The 20109-nt window shown below is 28.1% G+C and carries 20 protein-coding genes and 1 pseudogene; 3 read left to right on the top strand and 18 right to left on the bottom strand.

Annotated features, from left to right (window positions below):
* Window positions 1-129: 129 nt before the first annotated feature.
* From proS to C7U54_RS07570, 4 genes are read right to left on the bottom strand one after another with little or no spacing between them, the layout of a single operon-like run.
* Window positions 130-1569 (bottom strand): proline--tRNA ligase, encoded by a 1440-nt coding sequence (proS, locus tag C7U54_RS07585; protein ID WP_022000864.1) that lies wholly within the window; start codon window positions 1567-1569, stop codon window positions 130-132.
* Window positions 1570-1628: 59 nt separating this feature from the next.
* Window positions 1629-4640 carry an AAA family ATPase gene (locus tag C7U54_RS07580; RefSeq protein WP_107029884.1) on the bottom strand — a complete coding sequence of 1004 codons (3012 nt, stop codon included), beginning with the start codon at window positions 4638-4640 and terminating at the stop codon, window positions 1629-1631.
* Window positions 4627-5754, bottom strand: a complete 1128-nt coding sequence (locus C7U54_RS07575) for an exonuclease SbcCD subunit D (RefSeq protein WP_107029883.1) — start codon at window positions 5752-5754, stop codon at window positions 4627-4629. Before C7U54_RS07575 ends, C7U54_RS07580 begins: the two co-directional genes overlap by 14 nt.
* Window positions 5751-6164, bottom strand: a complete 414-nt coding sequence (locus C7U54_RS07570; RefSeq protein ID WP_107029882.1) for a GNAT family N-acetyltransferase — start codon at window positions 6162-6164, stop codon at window positions 5751-5753. The genes C7U54_RS07575 and C7U54_RS07570 overlap by 4 nt, the downstream gene beginning before the upstream one ends.
* Window positions 6165-6314: 150 nt before the next feature.
* On the opposite strand from C7U54_RS07570, the gene C7U54_RS07565 reads away from it, so the two are divergent.
* Together C7U54_RS07565 and C7U54_RS07560 are read left to right on the top strand one after the other, a co-directional pair.
* Window positions 6315-6611, top strand: a complete 297-nt coding sequence (locus tag C7U54_RS07565; protein ID WP_107029881.1) for a hypothetical protein — start codon at window positions 6315-6317, stop codon at window positions 6609-6611.
* 54 nt (window positions 6612-6665) lie between these two features.
* Complete coding sequence (locus C7U54_RS07560; protein WP_107029880.1) at window positions 6666-7691, top strand: PD-(D/E)XK nuclease family transposase; 1026 nt, start codon at window positions 6666-6668, stop codon at window positions 7689-7691.
* 204 nt (window positions 7692-7895) lie between these two features.
* Here C7U54_RS07560 and C7U54_RS07555 read toward each other — a convergent pair whose 3' ends face one another.
* The 14 genes from C7U54_RS07555 to C7U54_RS07495 form a co-directional block, all read right to left on the bottom strand.
* Window positions 7896-8945, bottom strand: coding sequence for a type IV pilus twitching motility protein PilT (locus tag C7U54_RS07555; RefSeq protein ID WP_107029879.1), 1050 nt, complete (start codon window positions 8943-8945; stop codon window positions 7896-7898).
* A gap of 11 nt (window positions 8946-8956) precedes the next feature.
* On the bottom strand, window positions 8957-10630 hold the full coding sequence (locus tag C7U54_RS07550) for a GspE/PulE family protein (protein ID WP_107029878.1): 1674 nt from the start codon (window positions 10628-10630) through the stop codon (window positions 8957-8959).
* Between the two features lie 13 nt (window positions 10631-10643).
* On the bottom strand, window positions 10644-12062 hold the full coding sequence (locus tag C7U54_RS07545; protein ID WP_158563456.1) for a PilW family protein: 1419 nt from the start codon (window positions 12060-12062) through the stop codon (window positions 10644-10646).
* 17 nt (window positions 12063-12079) lie between these two features.
* Entirely contained in the window at window positions 12080-12232 is a 153-nt protein-coding gene (locus tag C7U54_RS14705) for a hypothetical protein (RefSeq protein ID WP_158563457.1), read from the bottom strand.
* 47 nt (window positions 12233-12279) lie between these two features.
* Window positions 12280-13005 (bottom strand): type IV pilus modification PilV family protein, encoded by a 726-nt coding sequence (locus C7U54_RS07540; RefSeq protein ID WP_107029876.1) that lies wholly within the window; start codon window positions 13003-13005, stop codon window positions 12280-12282.
* Window positions 13006-13016: 11 nt separating this feature from the next.
* Complete coding sequence (locus C7U54_RS07535; RefSeq protein ID WP_107029875.1) at window positions 13017-14069, bottom strand: hypothetical protein; 1053 nt, start codon at window positions 14067-14069, stop codon at window positions 13017-13019.
* A gap of 17 nt (window positions 14070-14086) precedes the next feature.
* On the bottom strand, window positions 14087-14719 hold the full coding sequence (gene gspM / locus C7U54_RS07530) for a type II secretion system protein GspM (RefSeq protein ID WP_022001774.1): 633 nt from the start codon (window positions 14717-14719) through the stop codon (window positions 14087-14089).
* Complete coding sequence (locus C7U54_RS07525; RefSeq protein ID WP_022001775.1) at window positions 14706-15371, bottom strand: hypothetical protein; 666 nt, start codon at window positions 15369-15371, stop codon at window positions 14706-14708. The genes gspM and C7U54_RS07525 overlap by 14 nt, the downstream gene beginning before the upstream one ends.
* A gap of 1 nt (window position 15372) precedes the next feature.
* On the bottom strand, window positions 15373-16257 hold the full coding sequence (gene pilM / locus C7U54_RS07520) for a type IV pilus biogenesis protein PilM (protein ID WP_107029874.1): 885 nt from the start codon (window positions 16255-16257) through the stop codon (window positions 15373-15375).
* An 8-nt stretch (window positions 16258-16265) separates the two neighbouring features.
* Window positions 16266-17459: a type II secretion system F family protein gene (locus C7U54_RS07515; protein WP_107029873.1), complete on the bottom strand. Its 1194-nt coding sequence runs from the start codon at window positions 17457-17459 to the stop codon at window positions 16266-16268.
* Window positions 17460-17471: 12 nt separating this feature from the next.
* Entirely contained in the window at window positions 17472-18233 is a 762-nt protein-coding gene (locus C7U54_RS07510; protein ID WP_107029872.1) for a prepilin peptidase, read from the bottom strand.
* Window positions 18234-18244: 11 nt separating this feature from the next.
* Window positions 18245-18691: a type II secretion system protein gene (locus C7U54_RS07505; RefSeq protein ID WP_107029871.1), complete on the bottom strand. Its 447-nt coding sequence runs from the start codon at window positions 18689-18691 to the stop codon at window positions 18245-18247.
* Between the two features lie 10 nt (window positions 18692-18701).
* Window positions 18702-19127 carry a type II secretion system protein gene (locus C7U54_RS07500; protein WP_107029870.1) on the bottom strand — a complete coding sequence of 142 codons (426 nt, stop codon included), beginning with the start codon at window positions 19125-19127 and terminating at the stop codon, window positions 18702-18704.
* A gap of 148 nt (window positions 19128-19275) precedes the next feature.
* Window positions 19276-19731, bottom strand: a complete 456-nt coding sequence (locus tag C7U54_RS07495; protein WP_107029869.1) for a type II secretion system protein — start codon at window positions 19729-19731, stop codon at window positions 19276-19278.
* Between the two features lie 178 nt (window positions 19732-19909).
* Between C7U54_RS07495 and C7U54_RS14460 the strand changes: the two are divergent.
* Window positions 19910-20109, top strand: a pseudogene (locus C7U54_RS14460) (ISL3 family transposase); the annotation flags it as partial.

The following is a 20109-nucleotide window of genomic DNA, read 5'->3' as shown; positions in this document are numbered from 1 at the left end:
TCTTCTTTATTCATTACTTCTACCTATTTATCCAAACATTTACAAATTCATTATACACATTTATATAAATTCTCTCTATAAAAAGCTTAATAAAAAAGAGCAATCTTAACGATTACTCCTTTATACAAATTAATAAGCCTTTGCAAAGTAAACAACTTTTTTAGCTGGTTTACCACAAATTGGACAAACATCACCAAATGCTTCTTCGTCTTCTTTGATACATCTAGATGTAGCCCCTGTTTCTTCTTTAATTTGAGATTCGCAAGCTTCATCTCCACACCACATCATACGAATGTATCCTGCTTTAGTATTTAAGATTTCTTTAAATTCATCATATGTTTTCGCAGTTCTAATGTTTTCATCTCTAAATTTCAATGCTTTTGCATACATTTCATCATGAATTTGGTCTAATAATTGATGAATTGTATTTGGTAATTCTTCATTTAAAGCATATGTTTCTTTTGTACCATCTAATCTTTTAGCTAAGACACATTGTCCTTTTTCAATATCTTTAGGTCCAATTTCAAGTCTTAATGGAATTCCTCTCATTTCAGCATCTGCAAATTTATAACCTGGTGTTTTATCACTCGCATCCACTTTAACACGAAGTCCAGCTGCTTTTAATTGTTTTTCAATTTCATAAGCCTTATCTAAAACACCTTCTTTATGTTGCATAACTGGAACGATCATCACTTGAATTGGTGCCACTCTTGGTGGTAAAACAAGTCCATTATCATCTCCATGAACCATAATGATTGCTCCAAGTAAACGTGTTGATACTCCCCAAGAAGTTTGATAAACATATTCTTGTTTATTATCTTTATTTAAGAATTTAACATCGAAAGCTTTTGCAAAACCTTGACCAAAATAATGAGATGTTCCTGATTGTAAAGCTTTTCCATCATGCATTAAAGCTTCAATTGTATAAGTTTCTTCAGCCCCTGCAAATTTTTCACTTTCAGTTTTACGTCCAGTAACCATTGGAATTGCAAGTAAATCTTGTGCAGTAGAGCGATAAATTTCTAACATTTGTAAAGTTTCTTTTCTTGCTTCTTCTTCACTGGCATGAATTGTATGCCCTTCTTGCCATAAAAATTCAGATCCACGTAAAAATGGTCTTGTTGTTTTTTCCCAACGTACTACTGAACACCATTGATTATATAATTTTGGTAAATCACGATAAGAATTAACAATTTTTGCATAATGTTCACAGAACAATGTCTCAGAAGTAGGTCTAATAATCAAATTTTCTTCTAATTCATTTAAACCACCTTTTGTAACAACGGCACATTCTGGTGCAAAACCTTCTACGTGATCAGCTTCTTTTTGTAATAAAGATTGAGGGATCAACATCGGCATATAAACATTTTCATGTCCTGTTTCTTTAAATTTTTTATCCATATGATTTTGAATTTGTTCCCATAAAGCATATCCATAAGGGCGATAAATAATAAACCCTTTCACACCACTATAATCCATTAATTCAGCTTTACGACATACATCTGTATACCATTTAGCAAAATCAACATCTCTAGCAGTAATAGCTTCATTTTTCTTGTTATTTGCCATCTTTTTTCCTCCTCTAAAATGCTCCTCTATTTTACTATAGAAATGATAAACAAGCAAGATTAGATCATCTGAATCACACTTTGTTTTTGTTTTCTTTCAACTACAAGTTGTCGTTCAATACGATCTTTTAAATCACTAACATGTGAGATGATTCCAATTAATTTATTTTCATGATGCAATTCCATTAAACAATTCATTGCTTGATCTAATGATTGACTATCTAGAGAACCAAACCCTTCATCAATAAAAAGCGTATTTAATTCAATTCCTCCAGCATAATCTTGAACCATTCTTGAAAGTCCTAAAGCAAGAGATAAAGCCGCTTTAAAGGATTCCCCACCAGAAAGTGTCTTAATACTTCTAATATTTCCACTTTCTTGATCAAAAACATCTAATTCTAACCCTTGCTGACTTCTTCCTTTACCTGCATCATCTTTCCTTAATAATTGATATCTTCCTTGACTCAATTGTTTCATGATCACATTGGCATAAATCAACATATTTTCAAAATAAGTTGCTAGTACATATCTTTCAATCGACACTCTTGCATTATTTTTACCACTTGCTAGATTATAAAGATCTAAATATCTTTGATAAGTATCTTCATCTTTTTCTAATTGTTGATTGATTTTTTGAATATCTTTGATCATTTTTTCTTTTAATGAATAATCTATTTTTAATTTTTCTAAATCATCATTTTTTTCTCTCAATTGTTGATTTACTTCTTTAATTGTTTCACTTAAAGAAGATAAATCAACATATGTTGAATCTTTGACTTCATTTTCTAATGAAATAATCTGTTCATTTAAACTCTTTAAAGAAATTAAATAATCTTGATATTTCTTTTCTAAGATACTGATTTGATTGATTTGTGTTTTTAAATTTAAAAATTCTTCTTCATTTATAAATGCATCTAAAGCAGTATGATATTTATTATCTAATTCATCATATATTTCTTGTTCTTGAATAATTTGTTGATTCAATGACGAAATTTTTGTTTTTATTTCAAGATATTTATTTTTGACCTTTTCATAATCCTGTTGAATAGTTTCTATTTCTAATGAAAGTTGACGATATTCTTTTTGAACTTGTTGATAATTTTTATTAACTTCTCCAATTTCATATTGTCGCAGTGAATCATCTAATTTACCAGATAATTGATGAATTTGTACTTGAATATTCTCTAGACTTTGTGCTTGTTTTAATTCTTTACTTTCATAAGTAGACATATCTTTCAATGAAAGAGCCACACTCTTTTTAAGCTTTTGAATATATTTAAGTTCATCTTGTAATTCAAGATGTTCTTTTTTCATTCTTTTTTCATCTTTTGATAAATGATCTAATTCTTTAATAAAGATTTCTTTAGATATCTCTTCTTGAATATTAAGTTCACTTGAAAGTTGTTTTGTTTGTTTAACAAGCATTTCCTTTTTTTGATTAGATAAGAGTATTTTTTGTAAGATATCTTGTAACCTATGTTCTTGTTGTTTTACTTTTTTAGCTTGTTGATCTAATTTTTCTTTTGTTATATCTTCTTTTTCAATTTGTGCCGGATGAGGATGATGTAAAGAGCCACAAATAGGGCATGGTTGATCCTCTTTTAATTGTAATGCAAAAATACCTGCTTGTTTTCTAAAATACAATTTTTCCATTTGATTATATTGCATTTTTTCATGATCAACTTGTTTTTCAACAACTGTATACTCTTCTTGTAAATCACTTTTATTTTCATTAAGTTTGAGTATTTGATCATAATAATCCGACAATTGATGAACTTTTACTTTTTGTTCGTTTAAACGAACATATTGTTGTTTGATCAGTTCATATTTAGATTGTACTTGTTGTTCACTTTGGATTCTTTCTTGATCTCTTTGCAGCCCATTTTCAAATTTTTCTTTCTTTTTTAAAAAGAGTTTATGTTCTTCATCTAACATTCTATATTGTTGTTTTAGAGTTTGTAAGTTTTGATAATCATTTTGATATTGATAGATTTGATTGATTAATTGTTTCGTTTCTTGAATTTGGTTTTGTAATTTTTCTTTTGTTTGTTGTTTGTAGTCAAGAGAATTTGCTTGTACCTTTTTTTCTTGATAATCTTTTTCAAGTTTTTTTAATTGTTTTAAAAAATCTTCTTGATTTAATTTTAAGGTTTGAAGTTTCTTTTGTTGTTTAATATAAGAAATATATAAATAATTTGTTTCTTGTGCTTTTTTTAAAGTATCTACAGTTTTATTTAATTTTTGATAATCATTTTCTTGTTTCTTTAAATCTTGAAATTGTTGTTTTAAATCTTTTAATTGTATTAATCGTTGATTTTGCAAGCGATAGAGTTGTAATTGTTGTTTCTTTTGATCTAAATCTTTTTTTAAATCATCATATTCTTTTTGTTGACTTGCGATAAGTTTTGTTTGTTTAGATAAATATTCTTGATGATCTTCAACTTGTAATTCTTGCATCAAATCTTTCCTTTTATTCAATAATAAATCATATTTATCCTGATACGTTTTTAGATGAACTTTAAGTTTTTCTTCTAACTTTTGATACGTCTCACTATGAAATAACTCTCTTAATACTTTTTCTCTTTCATCACTTGAAGCCATAATCAATTTTGTAAATTCTCCTTGAGCAATCATACAAATCTGTTTAAATTGTTGATCATCGACCCCTAATAAAGAAATCATTTTTTGATTGACTTCTTTAATACCTTCGACCATTTTGCCATCTGGTAAAATAAGTAACGCTGAAGGTTGTTTAGGTGTTTTTTTCCCTTCTAGATAATATTTAGGATTTCTTTTAATTGTATAATTTTGTTGATGCAAAGAAAATGAAAATTCAACAAAAGTAGGAATTTCATTTAAGGCATGATCACACCTTAAACTGTCCGTTTGTCTAATTTGACCACTTGTTTTACCATATAAGGCAAAGATCATGGCATCAAAAATCATCGTTTTTCCACTACCTGTAGGCCCTGTAATTAAAAAGAGACCATCTTCTTGAAATGATTCAAAATCGATTGTGATTGTATCTGGATAAGGTCCAAACGCTGATAATGTAAGGCTAATGGGCATCATCTTCACTTACCTCCTCTAGTAATTGTTGAATAATTTCTTCACTTTCTTGACTCATTGCTTCACCTTTCATTTTTTCATAGAATTCTTTAAATATTTCTATTGGAGATTGTTTTTCAACATCTAAGGAAGAAGCTGTTTGATTTGTTTTAAGTTTTTCTAGTGATTGATAAGTAATTTGTAATAAATAAGGGTATTTTTCTTTTAAAAAATCATATGCATGACCTATGACTTGTTTATCTAATAATTCTACCGCTACAAAATCATTTTCGTTATTTGGATAATGTAAAACATCTTCATATTTTCCAACGACCTTCACTAGATCTTTTTGTGGCTTTAAAGGAATAATTTGCGTAGAAACCCCAGTTTCATCAATAGTTACTTCAACCATTCCTTTTTTTTGATGAACTTCATCAAATGAATACTTCATTAAACTTCCTGCATATCTTACATAATCATATTTAATTTTTTGACTTGCATGAATATGACCTAAAGCTACATAATCAAAATCTTTACATAAATCAACATCAATAATTTCACTACCACCCACGGAAAGAATTACTTCACTTTCACTTCTAATCACTTCTTTATTTCCCGCAATAAATTGATGTGTTACAAGAACTTTAGGATGGTCTTCAACAAATGTTTGTTGACTTAAATAATATGCAAAAGCATCCTGATACGTTTTTAAATCATCTTTTTCATATAAATAACGTATATAAGAAGGTTTAAAAAAAGGAACCAAATAAAAATAAACACCTTCTATTTCAATTGGTCTTATTTCTTTTTCAGGATAAGAAACAATATACAAACCTTGACTTTGAAGTAAAGAACTTGCAAAATCAAGTCTTTCACTGCTATCATGATTTCCTGAAATGATCAATACTTTTTTATGATAATGTAAAATCATTGCTTCTAAAAAATGATTTAAAGCAACTATACTTTCTTTAGAAGCAATCGCACGATCATAAACATCTCCAGCAATTACTAAAGTATCTATTTTTTTTTGAACCATATAATTCATCACTTGATTTAATAAATCAATTTGAATATCTAATAGATTATTTTGATAAATAATTTTACCTAAATGTAAATCCGCTAAATGTATAAATTTCATAACTCCTCCAAATCCAAACAATATATTCTTTTTATATAATCACCTTGATCAAAATCTTTCTTCAAACATGCAGGTACTTCTTTTGTTTCAAGATACTTAAATGGCAATGACTCAATAATCTTACGACTTGCTATATTATCAGGAGAACATGTAATCATTAATTTTTTAAATCCTTTTTCTTTTGCTTTATCAAACAATAATAAACAAGCATCTTTACTATAATGATGCCCTCGGTATTCCTTTTCTATCGTATAACCAATATGTCCATCATAATATCTTTCTTCATTACTACCTTCTCTTAAGACAATTCTTCCTACTTCTATATGATCGACCATGATTAAATATATATAATAAGGTTTCCAACCACGTGGAAGATTTTCTTTTTCATATGTTAAAAGTTCTAATTTCATAAAATCACCTATCCCTATTGTATCATGTATCTATCAACAAATTAATATAATAATCTCTTTTAAATCCACTTATTTCCACTTTAAAAATTTATTTTACATATTCTTTGTTTATTTAAAATATGCTATTATAGATAGTAGAAAGTGGTAAATATGTATAATTTATATAAAGAATATCTAGAATACTTTGACTTGTTAGATAATCAAATACTTTTACGTTCTCGTGATAGAAAGCTTGAAGAAGCAAATAAAAAATATGAAAATCTAATCAATGAAACAAAAGAAAGCATTATCAGATACTCTCAACTAAAATTTCATGAAGATATAAGCAGTTCTATAAATACTCTTTCTAAATATCAAATTTTTGATCTTTTAGATCATTTATATGATTTTAAAGAATTTGAAGAATTAAAAAAACATCTTCAAAACTTAAAAATTTTAATTTTTTGATAAAAAAAAGAAAAACACTCATAAAAAGTCAATATAAATAATGGAGGACTTTTTATGAACAAAAATAGAGAGAATTTTAAAAAATATTCAAATGATTTATATTTTCATCATTTGCTTGTTGAAAATGAAAGAATTAGAACCCTTATTTGTCAAGAGCTTATTTTAGACAGAGAGATTGTTTCTACTAAATTAAAAAACGCACAACAATATGGTAAAAATTTCTATGAAAAAAAACTTATTTTAGATATTTTAGCTATTGATGATGTAGGTGATCTCTACAATATCGAATTACAAACTTATGGTTTAAATGAAGAGATACTTGTTCGTTTTGAACTTTATAATGCTGAACTTTTAAGACAACAGGTAAAACAGGGAGAAGATTATACTAGTGCTCATGTAGTAAGATCATTAATTATTAGTTATGGGCATATTTTAGATAACGAACCTCTTTATAAATGTCACTTTAGAATGGTTGATGATGAACATCATATTGTCTATCCATTTAATCGCATGGAAATAACAATCATTCAACTCGAATATATCAATCAAGTAATTAATGAAATGACAAGTTTTAATCAGTTGATGTATCTCTTTAAAAACGAAAAACCATATGATAAAATTGAAATAGATTATAGAATAAAGGAAGCGATACAAATGCATGACAAATATATATCTTCTGAAGAATCATACCTAGAATATCTTGATCGTTTAGATAATGAAATATTGCTTCGTTCTCGTGATAGAAAAATTAAAGAAGCGAATCAAAAAGTCGAGGAAGAAAAGCAAAAAGCTGAAGAAGCGAATCAAAAAGCCGAGAAAGAGAAGAAAAAAGCGGAGGAAGCAAACCAAAGAGCTGAAAAAGCAAATAACGAAATAGATAGTATTCTTGATGAAACAAAGGAAAGTATTATTAAGTATATTAAAATGCAATTTCATGAAGATATCAGTGATTTTATAAGCACTTTTTCTAAACAACAAATTCGTAATCTTCAAAAACATCTATATGATTTTGAAGAATTTGAAGAATTAAAAAATTATTTTCAAAAACCAAAGGGTTTGTCAAGAAAAGTGTGTAAGTAATTTAAAACTTACTAAAAAATAGGTTATTCAAGTTTGTAATTATTTCTTGTAGTGTCACTAAAAGAACTTGTATTTAATAAACAGCAGTGTTAAAACCTATCTTTAATACTGCTGCTTTTTGAGTATATAAAAGGTTATGCAATATATGAATAATTGCATCCTTCTCAAATCAAAAGAATAAGCAGACTCGCTTATTCTTTTTAACTATCTTATTAATTGTCTTAATTCTCCAACATCAAGAGAATATCTTTCTGCTACCATACGATTTACTTTTCCAGTATTTACTAAAGTAGCAAGTGATGCATTTAATGTTGTCATTCCTTCATTTCTTCCAGTTTGAATCATTGTCTCTATTTGATGACCTTTATTTTCCCTAATTAAATTTTTAATAGCGTCATTAGCAATCATGATTTCTAAAGCAGCTGCTCTTCCTTTACCACTTGCAAGTGGTAAAAGTTGTTGAGTAACAACCGCTTGTAAAACAGAGGCTAATTGAGCACGAATTTGAGCTTGTTTATGAGGAGGGAAAACATCAATAATACGATCAATTGTTTTAGGAGCACCAATAGTATGAAGCGTACTAAATACAAGATGGCCTGTTTCAGCTAAAGTAATAACTGCTTGAATCGTTTCATAGTCTCTCATTTCTCCAACAAGAATAACATCTGGATCTTCACGCATGGCACTTTTTAAAGCTGTATCAAAAGAATCAACGTCTTCATAGACTTCCCTTTGATGAATAAGAGCTTGTTTTTGTTGATATACATATTCAATTGGATCTTCAATGGTAAGAATATGACAATTTCTCATTGAAGAAATAAAATCAATCATTGCTGCTAAAGTTGTTGATTTTCCACTTCCTGTAGGACCGGTTACTAGAACAAGTCCTCGAGGAAGTAAAGCCAATTTATGTAAAACATCAGGTAAATTTAATTCTTCTAATGTCTTGATTTGTTCATTGATGATACGAATTGCGGCTGTCATATAACCTTGTTGAAAATAAATATTAACACGATGTCTTCCTAAATCATTTACATAGACAAAGTCAGCATCTTCATGTTTTTCTACAATCTTTAAAATTCGATCTTTACACATTGATAAAATCATTTCTTTTATTTCTTCATTACTAAAAGTTTGTTCAAATTCAATAAGTTTTCCATCTTGTCTCAATGTTATACCTGTATTTTCACCAATATGGACATCACTACATCCTTTAATTCTTGCATCATTTAAAATATCATTAATATTTGCCATAACATTCCCCTTTAATCAATATAAGCAATAATCTTATTGAATTCATCTACTGTTGTTTTACCTTCTTTAACAAGTTTTAAAGCTTGATCTCTTAAAGTTTCTACTCCTTGTTCTTCAACAAGATATTTCATAATATCATCTATTTCTTCTTGATTAGAAATCATTTTACGTACTTTACTATCTATTTCAATAACTTCATGAATAGCAATTCTCCCCTTATAACCTGTTTGATTACAATGAGGACAGCCTGTTCCTTTAGATATATATTTGATTCCTTCTTGTAAAGCTAAACGATCAGATAATGAAGTAGCTACTTCCTTTTTACAATAAGGACAAACCTTTCGCATTAAACGTTGAGCAACAACACCTACTAAACTGTTAGCAACCATATAAGGTTCAACACCCATTTCTTCAAGCCTAACAATCGTACTAATAGCATCGTTCGTATGTAATGTACTGACAACCAAATGTCCTGTAATAGCTGCACGAACAGAAATTTCAGCAGTTTCTTTATCACGAGTTTCTCCAACCATGATTACATCTGGATCTTGTCTCATTAAAGCACGCAATCCTCTATCAAATGTAAGACCAGACATTGTATTGACTTGCATTTGATTAATACGATTTAATTTTCTTTCCACAGGATCTTCAATCGTTGAAATATTGATTTGTCCTTGAGCTAATTTTTCAAGGATCATATAAAGTGTTGTAGTTTTCCCACTTCCAGTAGGACCCGTTACATAGATAATTCCATGTGGCATAGACATCATATGATTCATTTTATTAAAGTTTTCTTCTGTCATTCCAAAAGTACTTAAGCGGTCAATAGTACTATTAGAATTCAAATAACGCATAACAATCTTTTCACCAAAGATAGTAGGAATAACAGAGACACGAATATTTAATTCAACTCCATCAATTACTCCCATAAAATGACCATCTTGAGGTAATCTTTTTTCAGCAATATCCATGTTAGATAAAATTTTAATTCTAACAATCAAAGCCGCTTGTATATTTTTATTTAAATCTAAATAATCAACAAGCATTCCATCAATACGCATTCTTACATGTAATTTATCTTCAAATGGTTCAATATGAATATCAGAAGCACTTGTATTATATCCTCTAATTAACAATGAATTTAATAATTTAACAACAGGTGTATCATCTTCATTCACATCAAATAAATTTAGATCCTCTTCTACTTCAGGTAAAGTCGATTCATCAATATCATCTACTAAATTCAAAGTATCAACATCTGAATAATATCTTTCAATAGCAATTTGAATATCTGCTTTTGTTGCAAGTGAAACACTAATACGACAACCTGAAACAAGTCTTACATCTTCTAATCCATAATAATTTAAAGGATCACTTGTTGCTACTGTTAACACATTGTCATTAAAAGCATACCCAATGACATTATATTTTTGTGCCATTGCTTCAGGAATCTTTTTAACAGCATTAATATCAAAATCTATATTATCCAATGAAACTAAAGGCTCAGCTAATTTATCAGATAAAGCTTCTAACATTTGTTGTTCACTTACAAAACCTAAATCTATTAAATGTTCCCCTAATCTTTTACTTCTATCTTTCTTTTGGGCATCTAATGCAATCTGTAACTGTTCTTCATTAATATACCCATATTCTTTTAATACTTCACCTATTGGTAAACTTTTCATGTGTCAACCTCCATCAATTTACTGTACTCCAAAAATAATTTGGATTTGGATTACCATTAACAATTTCTAACATATGTGGCCATGTTGTTGGATTATTATCTTTATTTATATTTTGCATGGCTTTAAGATATCCTAAATCTTGAGCTTCAGAATATAAAACAATATCACCCTTTAAGTATGCACTATTTTTATTCCAGTCACGAGATAAAATTTGCCATCCAGAAGATGCACTTGATCCGGGACCTCCAGATCCATCCAATACTTTCAAATAATATTGTTTAATACCGTTTTTTTCTTCATTATATATATAATCACCTATTTTATAATCCGTTTTATTAACATCATATTTAGGAATGCTATTTATTTGGCTTTCCGTGAGTCGATCCAATTTATTTAAAACTGTATCAGTTCTTCTTATTGAAATATCATCACAATTATGTACATCTTTTGTAACCGTATTTTTAGGACCAATATACTTCCAATAGGTCTGCTTTCCATTAAATCCATCTGGCGCATATCCATCAGAACTATCACTGCCAACTCCCATAGAATACATATCCTGTAAGCATTGATAATAACATTGTTCTTTTTCAAAAAAAACAATATCACCTTTAGTATATGCACTTAGTGGACTATAATTTTTATCTATCTTTTTCCACCATCTTGCTTTACTTTTATCAGGTGAAGTAGCATTACTTTTATCTTGAATTAACTGCCACCATGACCCATCACAATAAACAAAATCACCTTTACTATAATGTCTTCCTTCTACATAATCACCACGATTATTTTTCGTATTAATACATTCAACCTGTTTAGCAACTGTGATTTCACTGCCCTCTTTCTCATTATCATCGCTATTATTAGACGAATCATCTTTTATATAATAAAGTTTTGTATTTTCTGATAACTGTGTCGTACTAGAAATATTACTAAATAAAGTCGTTTTATCAGTTGTATTAATATTAAAATTGACCAACTCATATGTATTCTTTGTTGAATATACTTCTTCTGTCCCATTTAAATACTTAAGTGTTAAATCCAAACGATATCCATTAGTAGTAAAACCTCTAACATCCATTTGTAAATCTCGATTATTAATATAATAATCATCATCAAAAACTGCTTTACCATCACGATAAAGTCTACCTTTATTTTTATCATTTTTTAATACATAAAGATAATGCCAATCTCTATCATCTGGTTTAGTATTTGATACTCTTACATCTGTTGCATAGGTGATTTCATTACTAATAAAATCTAGAACACCATCTAATGTTTGTTTATCTAAAGATTTCTTGGTTGTTGTATCAAAATAACCTAATGAGTTGACTAAGATTCCACCAGTAATTGTCATAATAATAGAAGCAATTAAAAGTACAACAACAATTTCAACTAACGTCATACCTTTATTATTTACTTTTTTTATCATCTTAGTCACCCTCTTTTCTATTTTGATGTTGTATAATAAATCCATTCATTATCACTTATTATTTTATAAAACTCTGAATATGTTTTATTTTCAAGTATTTTTGTACTTATTTCACTTTTTGGAATTAACCAAGTATCTTGATCATCTTCAACAGTTGTATTATCAAGCAATGCCCATATATCTGTTGGACGATCTCCTTTTTTTGCCTTATCACCAACTAAAATGTATACATACTTTTTATAGCCACCATCTTCAAAAAATCTTTATAAGTTAAATTTTCTCTAGTACTATCTGATATATACATACATGGTGTAATATATTTATACTTTTCCTTATCAAAATCTTTGTTATAAGTTCCAATAACCTCTAATAATGAATCTAGTTCTATATCAGAGTATATACTTGCATATAATTTAGGTAAATTTGTAATAAAATCTGATTTGTTTTCACCTGTTTTTTGCATCATCCACTCTTTTATATATTCTTTAGTCTTTCCTTCAAATAATTTATCATCCGACGTGACTCCTTGCTCTTTTAAATAATTCGAAAATTCTTGCATCATTTTGCAATAATTTTTATAAATATTTCTTCCTTTTACAGTTTCACTAATTTGGATAGATGGAATAAAATTTGAAAGATTAACATCCTTATATGTTTTACTTGTCGCCTTTTTATAAGTACCATTGACGATAATTGGATTACCACTCTCATTAACAGTAATAGAATAATTAGCTAAAGTATCATCCACATCAATATCTGTATCTTTATTTTCTTCATCAACTAAAGCTTTTTGTTGTTTATTTGTTACATCTTTATAATGATTAGAATCTGTAAAAAGATTAAGTGCAGTAACAAAACCAACCACAATAATTAAAGATGCTGTACTAATAATTAATAGAGAGATGATTACTTCAATAAGTGTCATACCTTTTGTATTTTTCATATTCATCCCTCCTACTCAATTTTTAACCATTGATCTGTATTGCTTACAGCATTTTTTATACTGTCTACATTTAAAAAATCACTTTCTCTAAATGATTTATTTTTAGTAACATACCAAGATTGATCATAATAAATAAGATAAACTCCTCCATTACTTGCACCACTTGAAGGAGATGCATAGATAAAATACTTTCCATTACTATTTGGAAATACATGAAAATTAACATATAAATCTGGATACCAATATTTGTTATCATTAAAAATAATATTTTGATCTTTTATTTTTTTATAAATATCATCTTCCAACTTATCAAACTGATTATTTTGTGTCATACATGTTAAATATGCTTGTTTAATATGATAATCAGAGCCCTCACTATTATTAAACCACCAATCGCAATTATAATTAGCATCCGTAGTTTTATTCATATACTTACATTGATCTTTATACCAATCAATAAATGTATAAATATTTTTAAAATCTCCATAGTATTGATTCAACATAACCGTAAGTCTTTTATCAAGTGTATCTGCTATATTACTTCCTTCTGGCAAACCAATATTATTGTCATTATCATTATCTGTACTACCATTATTTCCTGAATCATTTCCATTTGAGCTACTATCAGTAGAAATATCTCGATTTCCATTTGTATCATATTGAACACATTTCCATTGATTATCAGACTGCGTTAAATAAGCATAAATTGTATAATCTTCATCATGGTAATTAGCTTTTAGTGATGCAATAATTAAATTTTCTTTTTTTCGATTAATTTTAATATTTGAAATTGTTCCATAAGGAACAGAACATTCCATCTTTGATACATTAATTTGTTTACCTGTATCTGGAATTAGCTGCGAACTATTTTCATCATTTTCAATAGCACCAGCTAGAGATTTAATTGCCGAATTAGCAATCAATTCAACTTGTGTCTTATTTCTATTTTTAATAGATTGATTATAAGACATATATGCAAAAGACAAAGAGGCACCTACAATGACTACAAGAACCATAATCAATGTAATTGCCCATACAATTGTTGATCCCTTTTTATTTTTCATTGTTTGCACCTCTTTTACTATTTTTCTACCATATAAACTGTATATGTAATTGTTAAATCCAAGTTACCTGTTGAATTTTCATAAGCAACAGAATTAATATGTAAACCACTCATATTTTTAACATCTTCAATTAAATTGAGTAAATTAGCTTTTGTTCCTTTACATGTTTGTGTAACAACACATGAATAAACTAAAGCATTGGATGATTTAGATTCATCTGTATTATCATTTGCGTTATCAGATGAATTATCATCACTCTTTTTACTTGATAAATCTGTTTGTGTTATTTCAGACATTGTTAAATTAGTAGGACTGATTTTATGTTCTATTGTTAGATTTGTAATCAATTGATCAATATCTTCTTTTGACATAAGATTGTAAAATTGATCATTTAAAGCTTTAATTTCTTGATTAATATTCATAATTTGTGTTTTGATATCTTCTGTTGAAGAAGATGAACTTGTTACTTTTAATTCAGTAAGTTGTAATTCTAAACTATCTTTTGAAGACTTTAATGATGTATGTGATGTTAATTGTGGTTGTAATAAAATCAACCATCCAAAACAAACAATCAATAAAATCACTAATATATAAATCAATGTCTTTTCTCTAGAAGAAAGTTTTTTAAATGAATCTTTAATCTTGTCCACTTGTCGTACCTCCTTCTAATGTACATGTAATCGATGATTTATAAGTAATTGGTGTCGTATTCGTTACTGTTTGTGTTGTTGTCGCACCTGTTATAGGATCTGTTACGGTTTCCGTTGTTTCACTAACACCACCATCTTGAGTATACCCATTGTAATCAACTGTTTTAAAAGTACCTGATTCTCTAAGTGTTCTTACTGTTTCTTCACAACCATTAACTTTAGAAGCTGTTACAGTAAGTGATATAGCTCCTGTTTCTTGATTAAATGATATTGAATCAATTGTTAAGTTCTTACATGATTTATCAATTGTTTCTAAAATACCTTTATCAATTTGAGGGTATTTTGATAATGTTTGTGTAATTGTTTGTAAGTTTGTAAGTTGTTCATTGAGCTTACTTAATTCTTTTTGTTGATCAGAATTTGTATTAGATGCTGTTGCAGCAAGAGCCTCTTCTATTTGTGTTTGCAATGTATCAACATCCTTTTGCAAGTTTCTATTAGTGATTGTTAAATAAAGTGTACTTGTCGCAAAAATAAGAATGAGTAAAACAGGTAATGCTATAAGCAAGAGTGTTTTAGAATTTATATTTATTTTTTTCTTTGTTTTATAGACAGATAAAAAATCAATATCTTTGTTACTGTTTCTTGCCATCTTATCTCCTCCATAAACTTCCTACAAATAAATATTTATGAATAGGAAAATTATTATCTTTACTACAAGTATGGTTTGTTGGTTTAAAACGAGATGTCTCAATACTCAAATTAGAAGAAATAGTTGACATCAACATATCTTCTTCATAAGTTTCTAGCCCCGCAAAATAGATTTTTTCTAACTGGGCATCTTTATAAGTACCTTTAGTAAACTGCATTAATTTAGTAAGTGAATTGGACAATTCAGTAATAAAAGCAACTGTTCCACGATCAGAGAAAATACGTATTCTATTAGCTATTTCATATTGTCCATTAATAAATAAATAATGAATAACATCTTGTCCATTGATTACTGTTAAAACATAAGATAGATTTGTTAATTTAGGAATAGATTCTGTTAATTTAATAATTGAATTTGTCATAATATCAATTGATTCTAATGAAATTCCCATTTCATCAAACAAATCAATATACGGCTTTAAAAACTCTCTTTCCATTGCCGCACATAAAACGAGTTGACCTTCTTTACCTTCAACTTTATCTTTTATGATTGCATAATCATATAATAAATCCGTATATTGACTTTCAACGTCAATAAATTCATCCTTTACAAATTGAAGAATTTGTTTATGAGAAACTTTTGGTAAAACAGCACACTTCACTAAAATTTGTCCACTATCGACAACAAGTCTCACACTATCAACATTTTCTTTTTTTAAATCAAGTAAAACATCTCTAACAGGTTGATCATCAAGAATATTCCCATCAAGCATTGTTCCTTCAACAAATTCAAATTCTTTGCAAGAAGAAATATGAATATTATTTTTTGAAAGATTTCCTTGAACCATTTGTAATCCTTTTGTTGATAAAAATACAATATAACTCATAATTCCTCCTACATATTTCCTACATTGTTATACAATGTATAAATTGGTAATAATACAGATATAATAATTAAACAAATCACAACCGCTAAAAAGATAATCATTAATGGTTGAATAAGGGTAATCATTCTCTCTGATGCTTGTTCTGCTTCAAAATCAAAATCATCTGCAAGAGTAGTAAGCATTGATTCCAAACGCCCACTTTCTTCTCCTACAAAAATACTACTTGTTAATTTAATATCAAAACCATCAATGTCCTTGATTGCTTGAGATAAACTTTCCCCGTTTCTTAATTTCTTAATAGCTCCGTCAAACTGTGATTCAATATAAACATTACCAATCGTTGTTTTAGCAATATTTAAAGCATTAACAATAGACATCCCACTTGTATATAAAGAACATAAAGTTCTTGCAAATCTGCTCGTATAAATTGTCATCAACAATTTACCAAACTTAGGAATTTTTATTTTTAATTTATCTACTTGAAAACGTACCTTTTCTACTCTAAGTAAAGCAATAAAAGTGACAACCAAACCTGCAGCAATCAATAAGACAAAATACCAATAATCTTGTAAAAACTTAGAAATACTAATATTGATTTTAGTAATCAATGGTAACTCAACATTTTGAAAAATATCAAAGAAAGAAGGTAACACCGCTAAATAAACAATCAACAAAACAGCAATTGTAACTATAATTAAAATAATAGGATACATCATTGCTGATTTAGTTTTACCTTTAATACGATGATCCTTAGAATACTGATCAGACATCGTTAAAGCCGTTTTATCCATATCCCCACTTGCTTCACCTGAACGATACATTTGAATCATTAAATTAGGAAAAGCAACACCTTGAGCTTCCATAGCAGCGGATAAAGTATATCCTTGTTGTAACTTTACATAAATATTTTCATAAATTTTTTTTATTTTTTTATTATCTTCTCTTCGAACCATAATAGAAAAAATACGAATCAAAGATAAACCAGAAGCAAGCATTGTTCCTATTTCTCTAGAATAAGCTGATAATTCATTTAATTTCATTTTATACTGATTAACAGTCTTTTTAGTGACATCTTGGCAACTTACTAAAAACAAATTTTGTTCTTTAAGCTTTCTCACTAAATCATTTCGATCATCAGCTTCTAACGTTCCTCTTATTGTTTTAGCTGACATATCTTTCGAAATATATTTAAATGTAGCCATTCTATCACCTCTTTACATCATTAAATTTAAATACCAACTTATAATTTCACTACCATAAGATAAAGCAATAAAAATACCAATTGATAAATAAGGACCAAAAGCAATATGTCCTTTTTTATCAATCTTTTTACTTACCAATAAATAAATACTATAACTTCCTGCAAATAAAATACCAATAAAAGCAGCAAGTAAACTATACTTCCATCCTAAAGCTATTCCTGAGACAAACATTAATTTAATATCTCCACCACCAAAAGATTCAGCAATTAAAACATTTAATAAAATCATTGGTACAGAAATACAAAACATACCCATAATACTTTCTAACAAAGACATATGTCTTACATACATTAAAACAATAGAAACAATGAACATGGCTATATTTAAACCATCAGGAATAATCATTGTATCAAAATCAATCATTGTAATCGCAAGTAAAATCATCGCAATCACAAACATTAAAATCGTTTCAATACTAAAACCAAAACGATAAAAACAAAACATACCAATCAATCCACCAAAAATTTCAATCAAAAAACCTCTAATAGGAATCGAAGTATGACAATAACGACACTTACCCCTTAAAAAAATATAACTTACAATAGGAATCAAATCATACCATTTTAAAGTCTCACCACAATGATCACAATGACTCCTTCCCTTTACAAAACTCTCATTTCTAGGAACACGATCAATCACAACATTCATAAAACTTGCTACACACATTCCTATTAAAAACATATATACATAAATTAAAATAATAATTGAATCCATAAAAACCTCATCTAATCAAAATTATGATTACTATCAGTACTTACAATCTTTACATCCTTATTCTTTGTGAGTGTAGCTTCAATATGATGATCATCATCACTAATCCAATACATTGTATAAGTATTACCATTTCTTTCTACATCAACATCATCTAACTCTGTCTTTTTCGCAATAATGCCTTTTAATTGATTATTATCTGCAGTAGCAATTGTATTACCACTCAATATATCTTTAATATAATTATCTATATCAACTTCACTAGGATTATCTGTTGCCTTATACTTAGCCACTTCTGTTTCAACAACCGTATAAATAGAATGCGCTTCTTGAATATAGCGAGACTCTTTAGCTTCATTTACATAACCAATTACAGAAGGTACAGAAATCGCAGCTAAAATAGCTAAGATTACTAATACAACAATAATCTCTACCAACGTAAAACCTTTCTTATTTTTCATCTTCCTCACCCTAATTAACACTTACTGTTATATCTTTATTTCTTTTAATTACAGAATAAACATTCTTTCCATCATCACTTGTAAAATTAACATAGTACTCTGCATTATCTTTTCCAATATGACTACAAGTACCAAACGTCACTTTTTGAATAGCAGTTTTTTTGGTTATTGTTTCTGTTAATTCTTTTTTATACTCAGTATTATTATTATAAGTATCATCATTTAATTCATTGCCTAAAGCTTTATACCTTGCTTCCTCTGTTTGAATAACTGTATAAATAGAATGAGCTTCTTCAATATAGCGTGTCTTTTTAGATTCATCTACATATCCAAGAACAGCAGGTACAGCAATAGCAGCTAAAATAGCTAAAATCACTAACACAACAATAATTTCTACCAACGTAAAACCCTTGTTATTCTTCAATCTTTCCTTCATATGCCCATTCCCCTTTTTTGGCTATATTATAACACATATATATAAAATTTCTAATAATCCAACATTTTTCTCTTAATTATTACATAAAAAAACCATTCTTATAAGGAATGGTCATAAACTTCTTAGAATAAAATTATAATAATTTAAATTATTTAATTGATGTAATCTTAACTTGTTTATTCTTATAAAGTTCTGCTTGTATTTTTTTACCATCATCACTTGTCCAATGTAAAAGATAAACATAACCATCTTTAGATTCATTAGAATATATCCAGTCCATACTTTTAATACCTACTTTATTAGAAATAATATTTTCACCATCTGGATTATCAGCTGTATTATTACGTAGTTTCTTATAGATATCTTCCATATTATGGTATGAATCACCTTTATCTGTGTAATCTATTTCATTTTCTAATCTAGCTTCTTCTACCTGAATAACAGTGTAAATAGCTTTAGCTTCTGCAATATATTTTTCTTTTTTAGCTTCTTCGACATATCCTAAAACAGAAGGAACAGCAATTGCTGCAAGTATTGCAAGAATAACTAATACAACAATAATTTCTACTAATGTAAATCCTTTTTTATTAAATCTTTTAATCATTTAAATCACCTCGAATACATATAGAAATACCACTACTTTTTTGGGTATATTAAATTATCCGGTGCTTAGAGGTTCACTTTAAATTATTAGGCGGAGTACCCTCTAAATTCTCGCGGGGATGTGAATCATCCCCTTTTTTGATACAATTTTACTGTCTGGTCCTGATTAAATTATTATTATGAACAACGAATTATTAAAACTATTTGATATCAAGGATGATGTTGTTGAAACATTTACTGTAGATCATAAAGAATCTAATTATGAAATCGATATTAGATTCAAGCCATCTAGATTTTCATGTCCTACATGTGGCAGCACTCATTTCATTAGTAAAGGCAATAAGAAAAGATCTCTTGTATCTGTACCTGTTAATGATAA

It is taken from the genome of Faecalibacillus intestinalis (assembly GCF_003024685.1).
GTDB lineage: Bacteria > Bacillota_I > Bacilli_A > Erysipelotrichales > Coprobacillaceae > Faecalibacillus > Faecalibacillus intestinalis.
The sequence above is the reverse complement of the archived record's forward strand: the minus strand, read 5'-3'. Positions and strand labels throughout refer to the sequence as shown.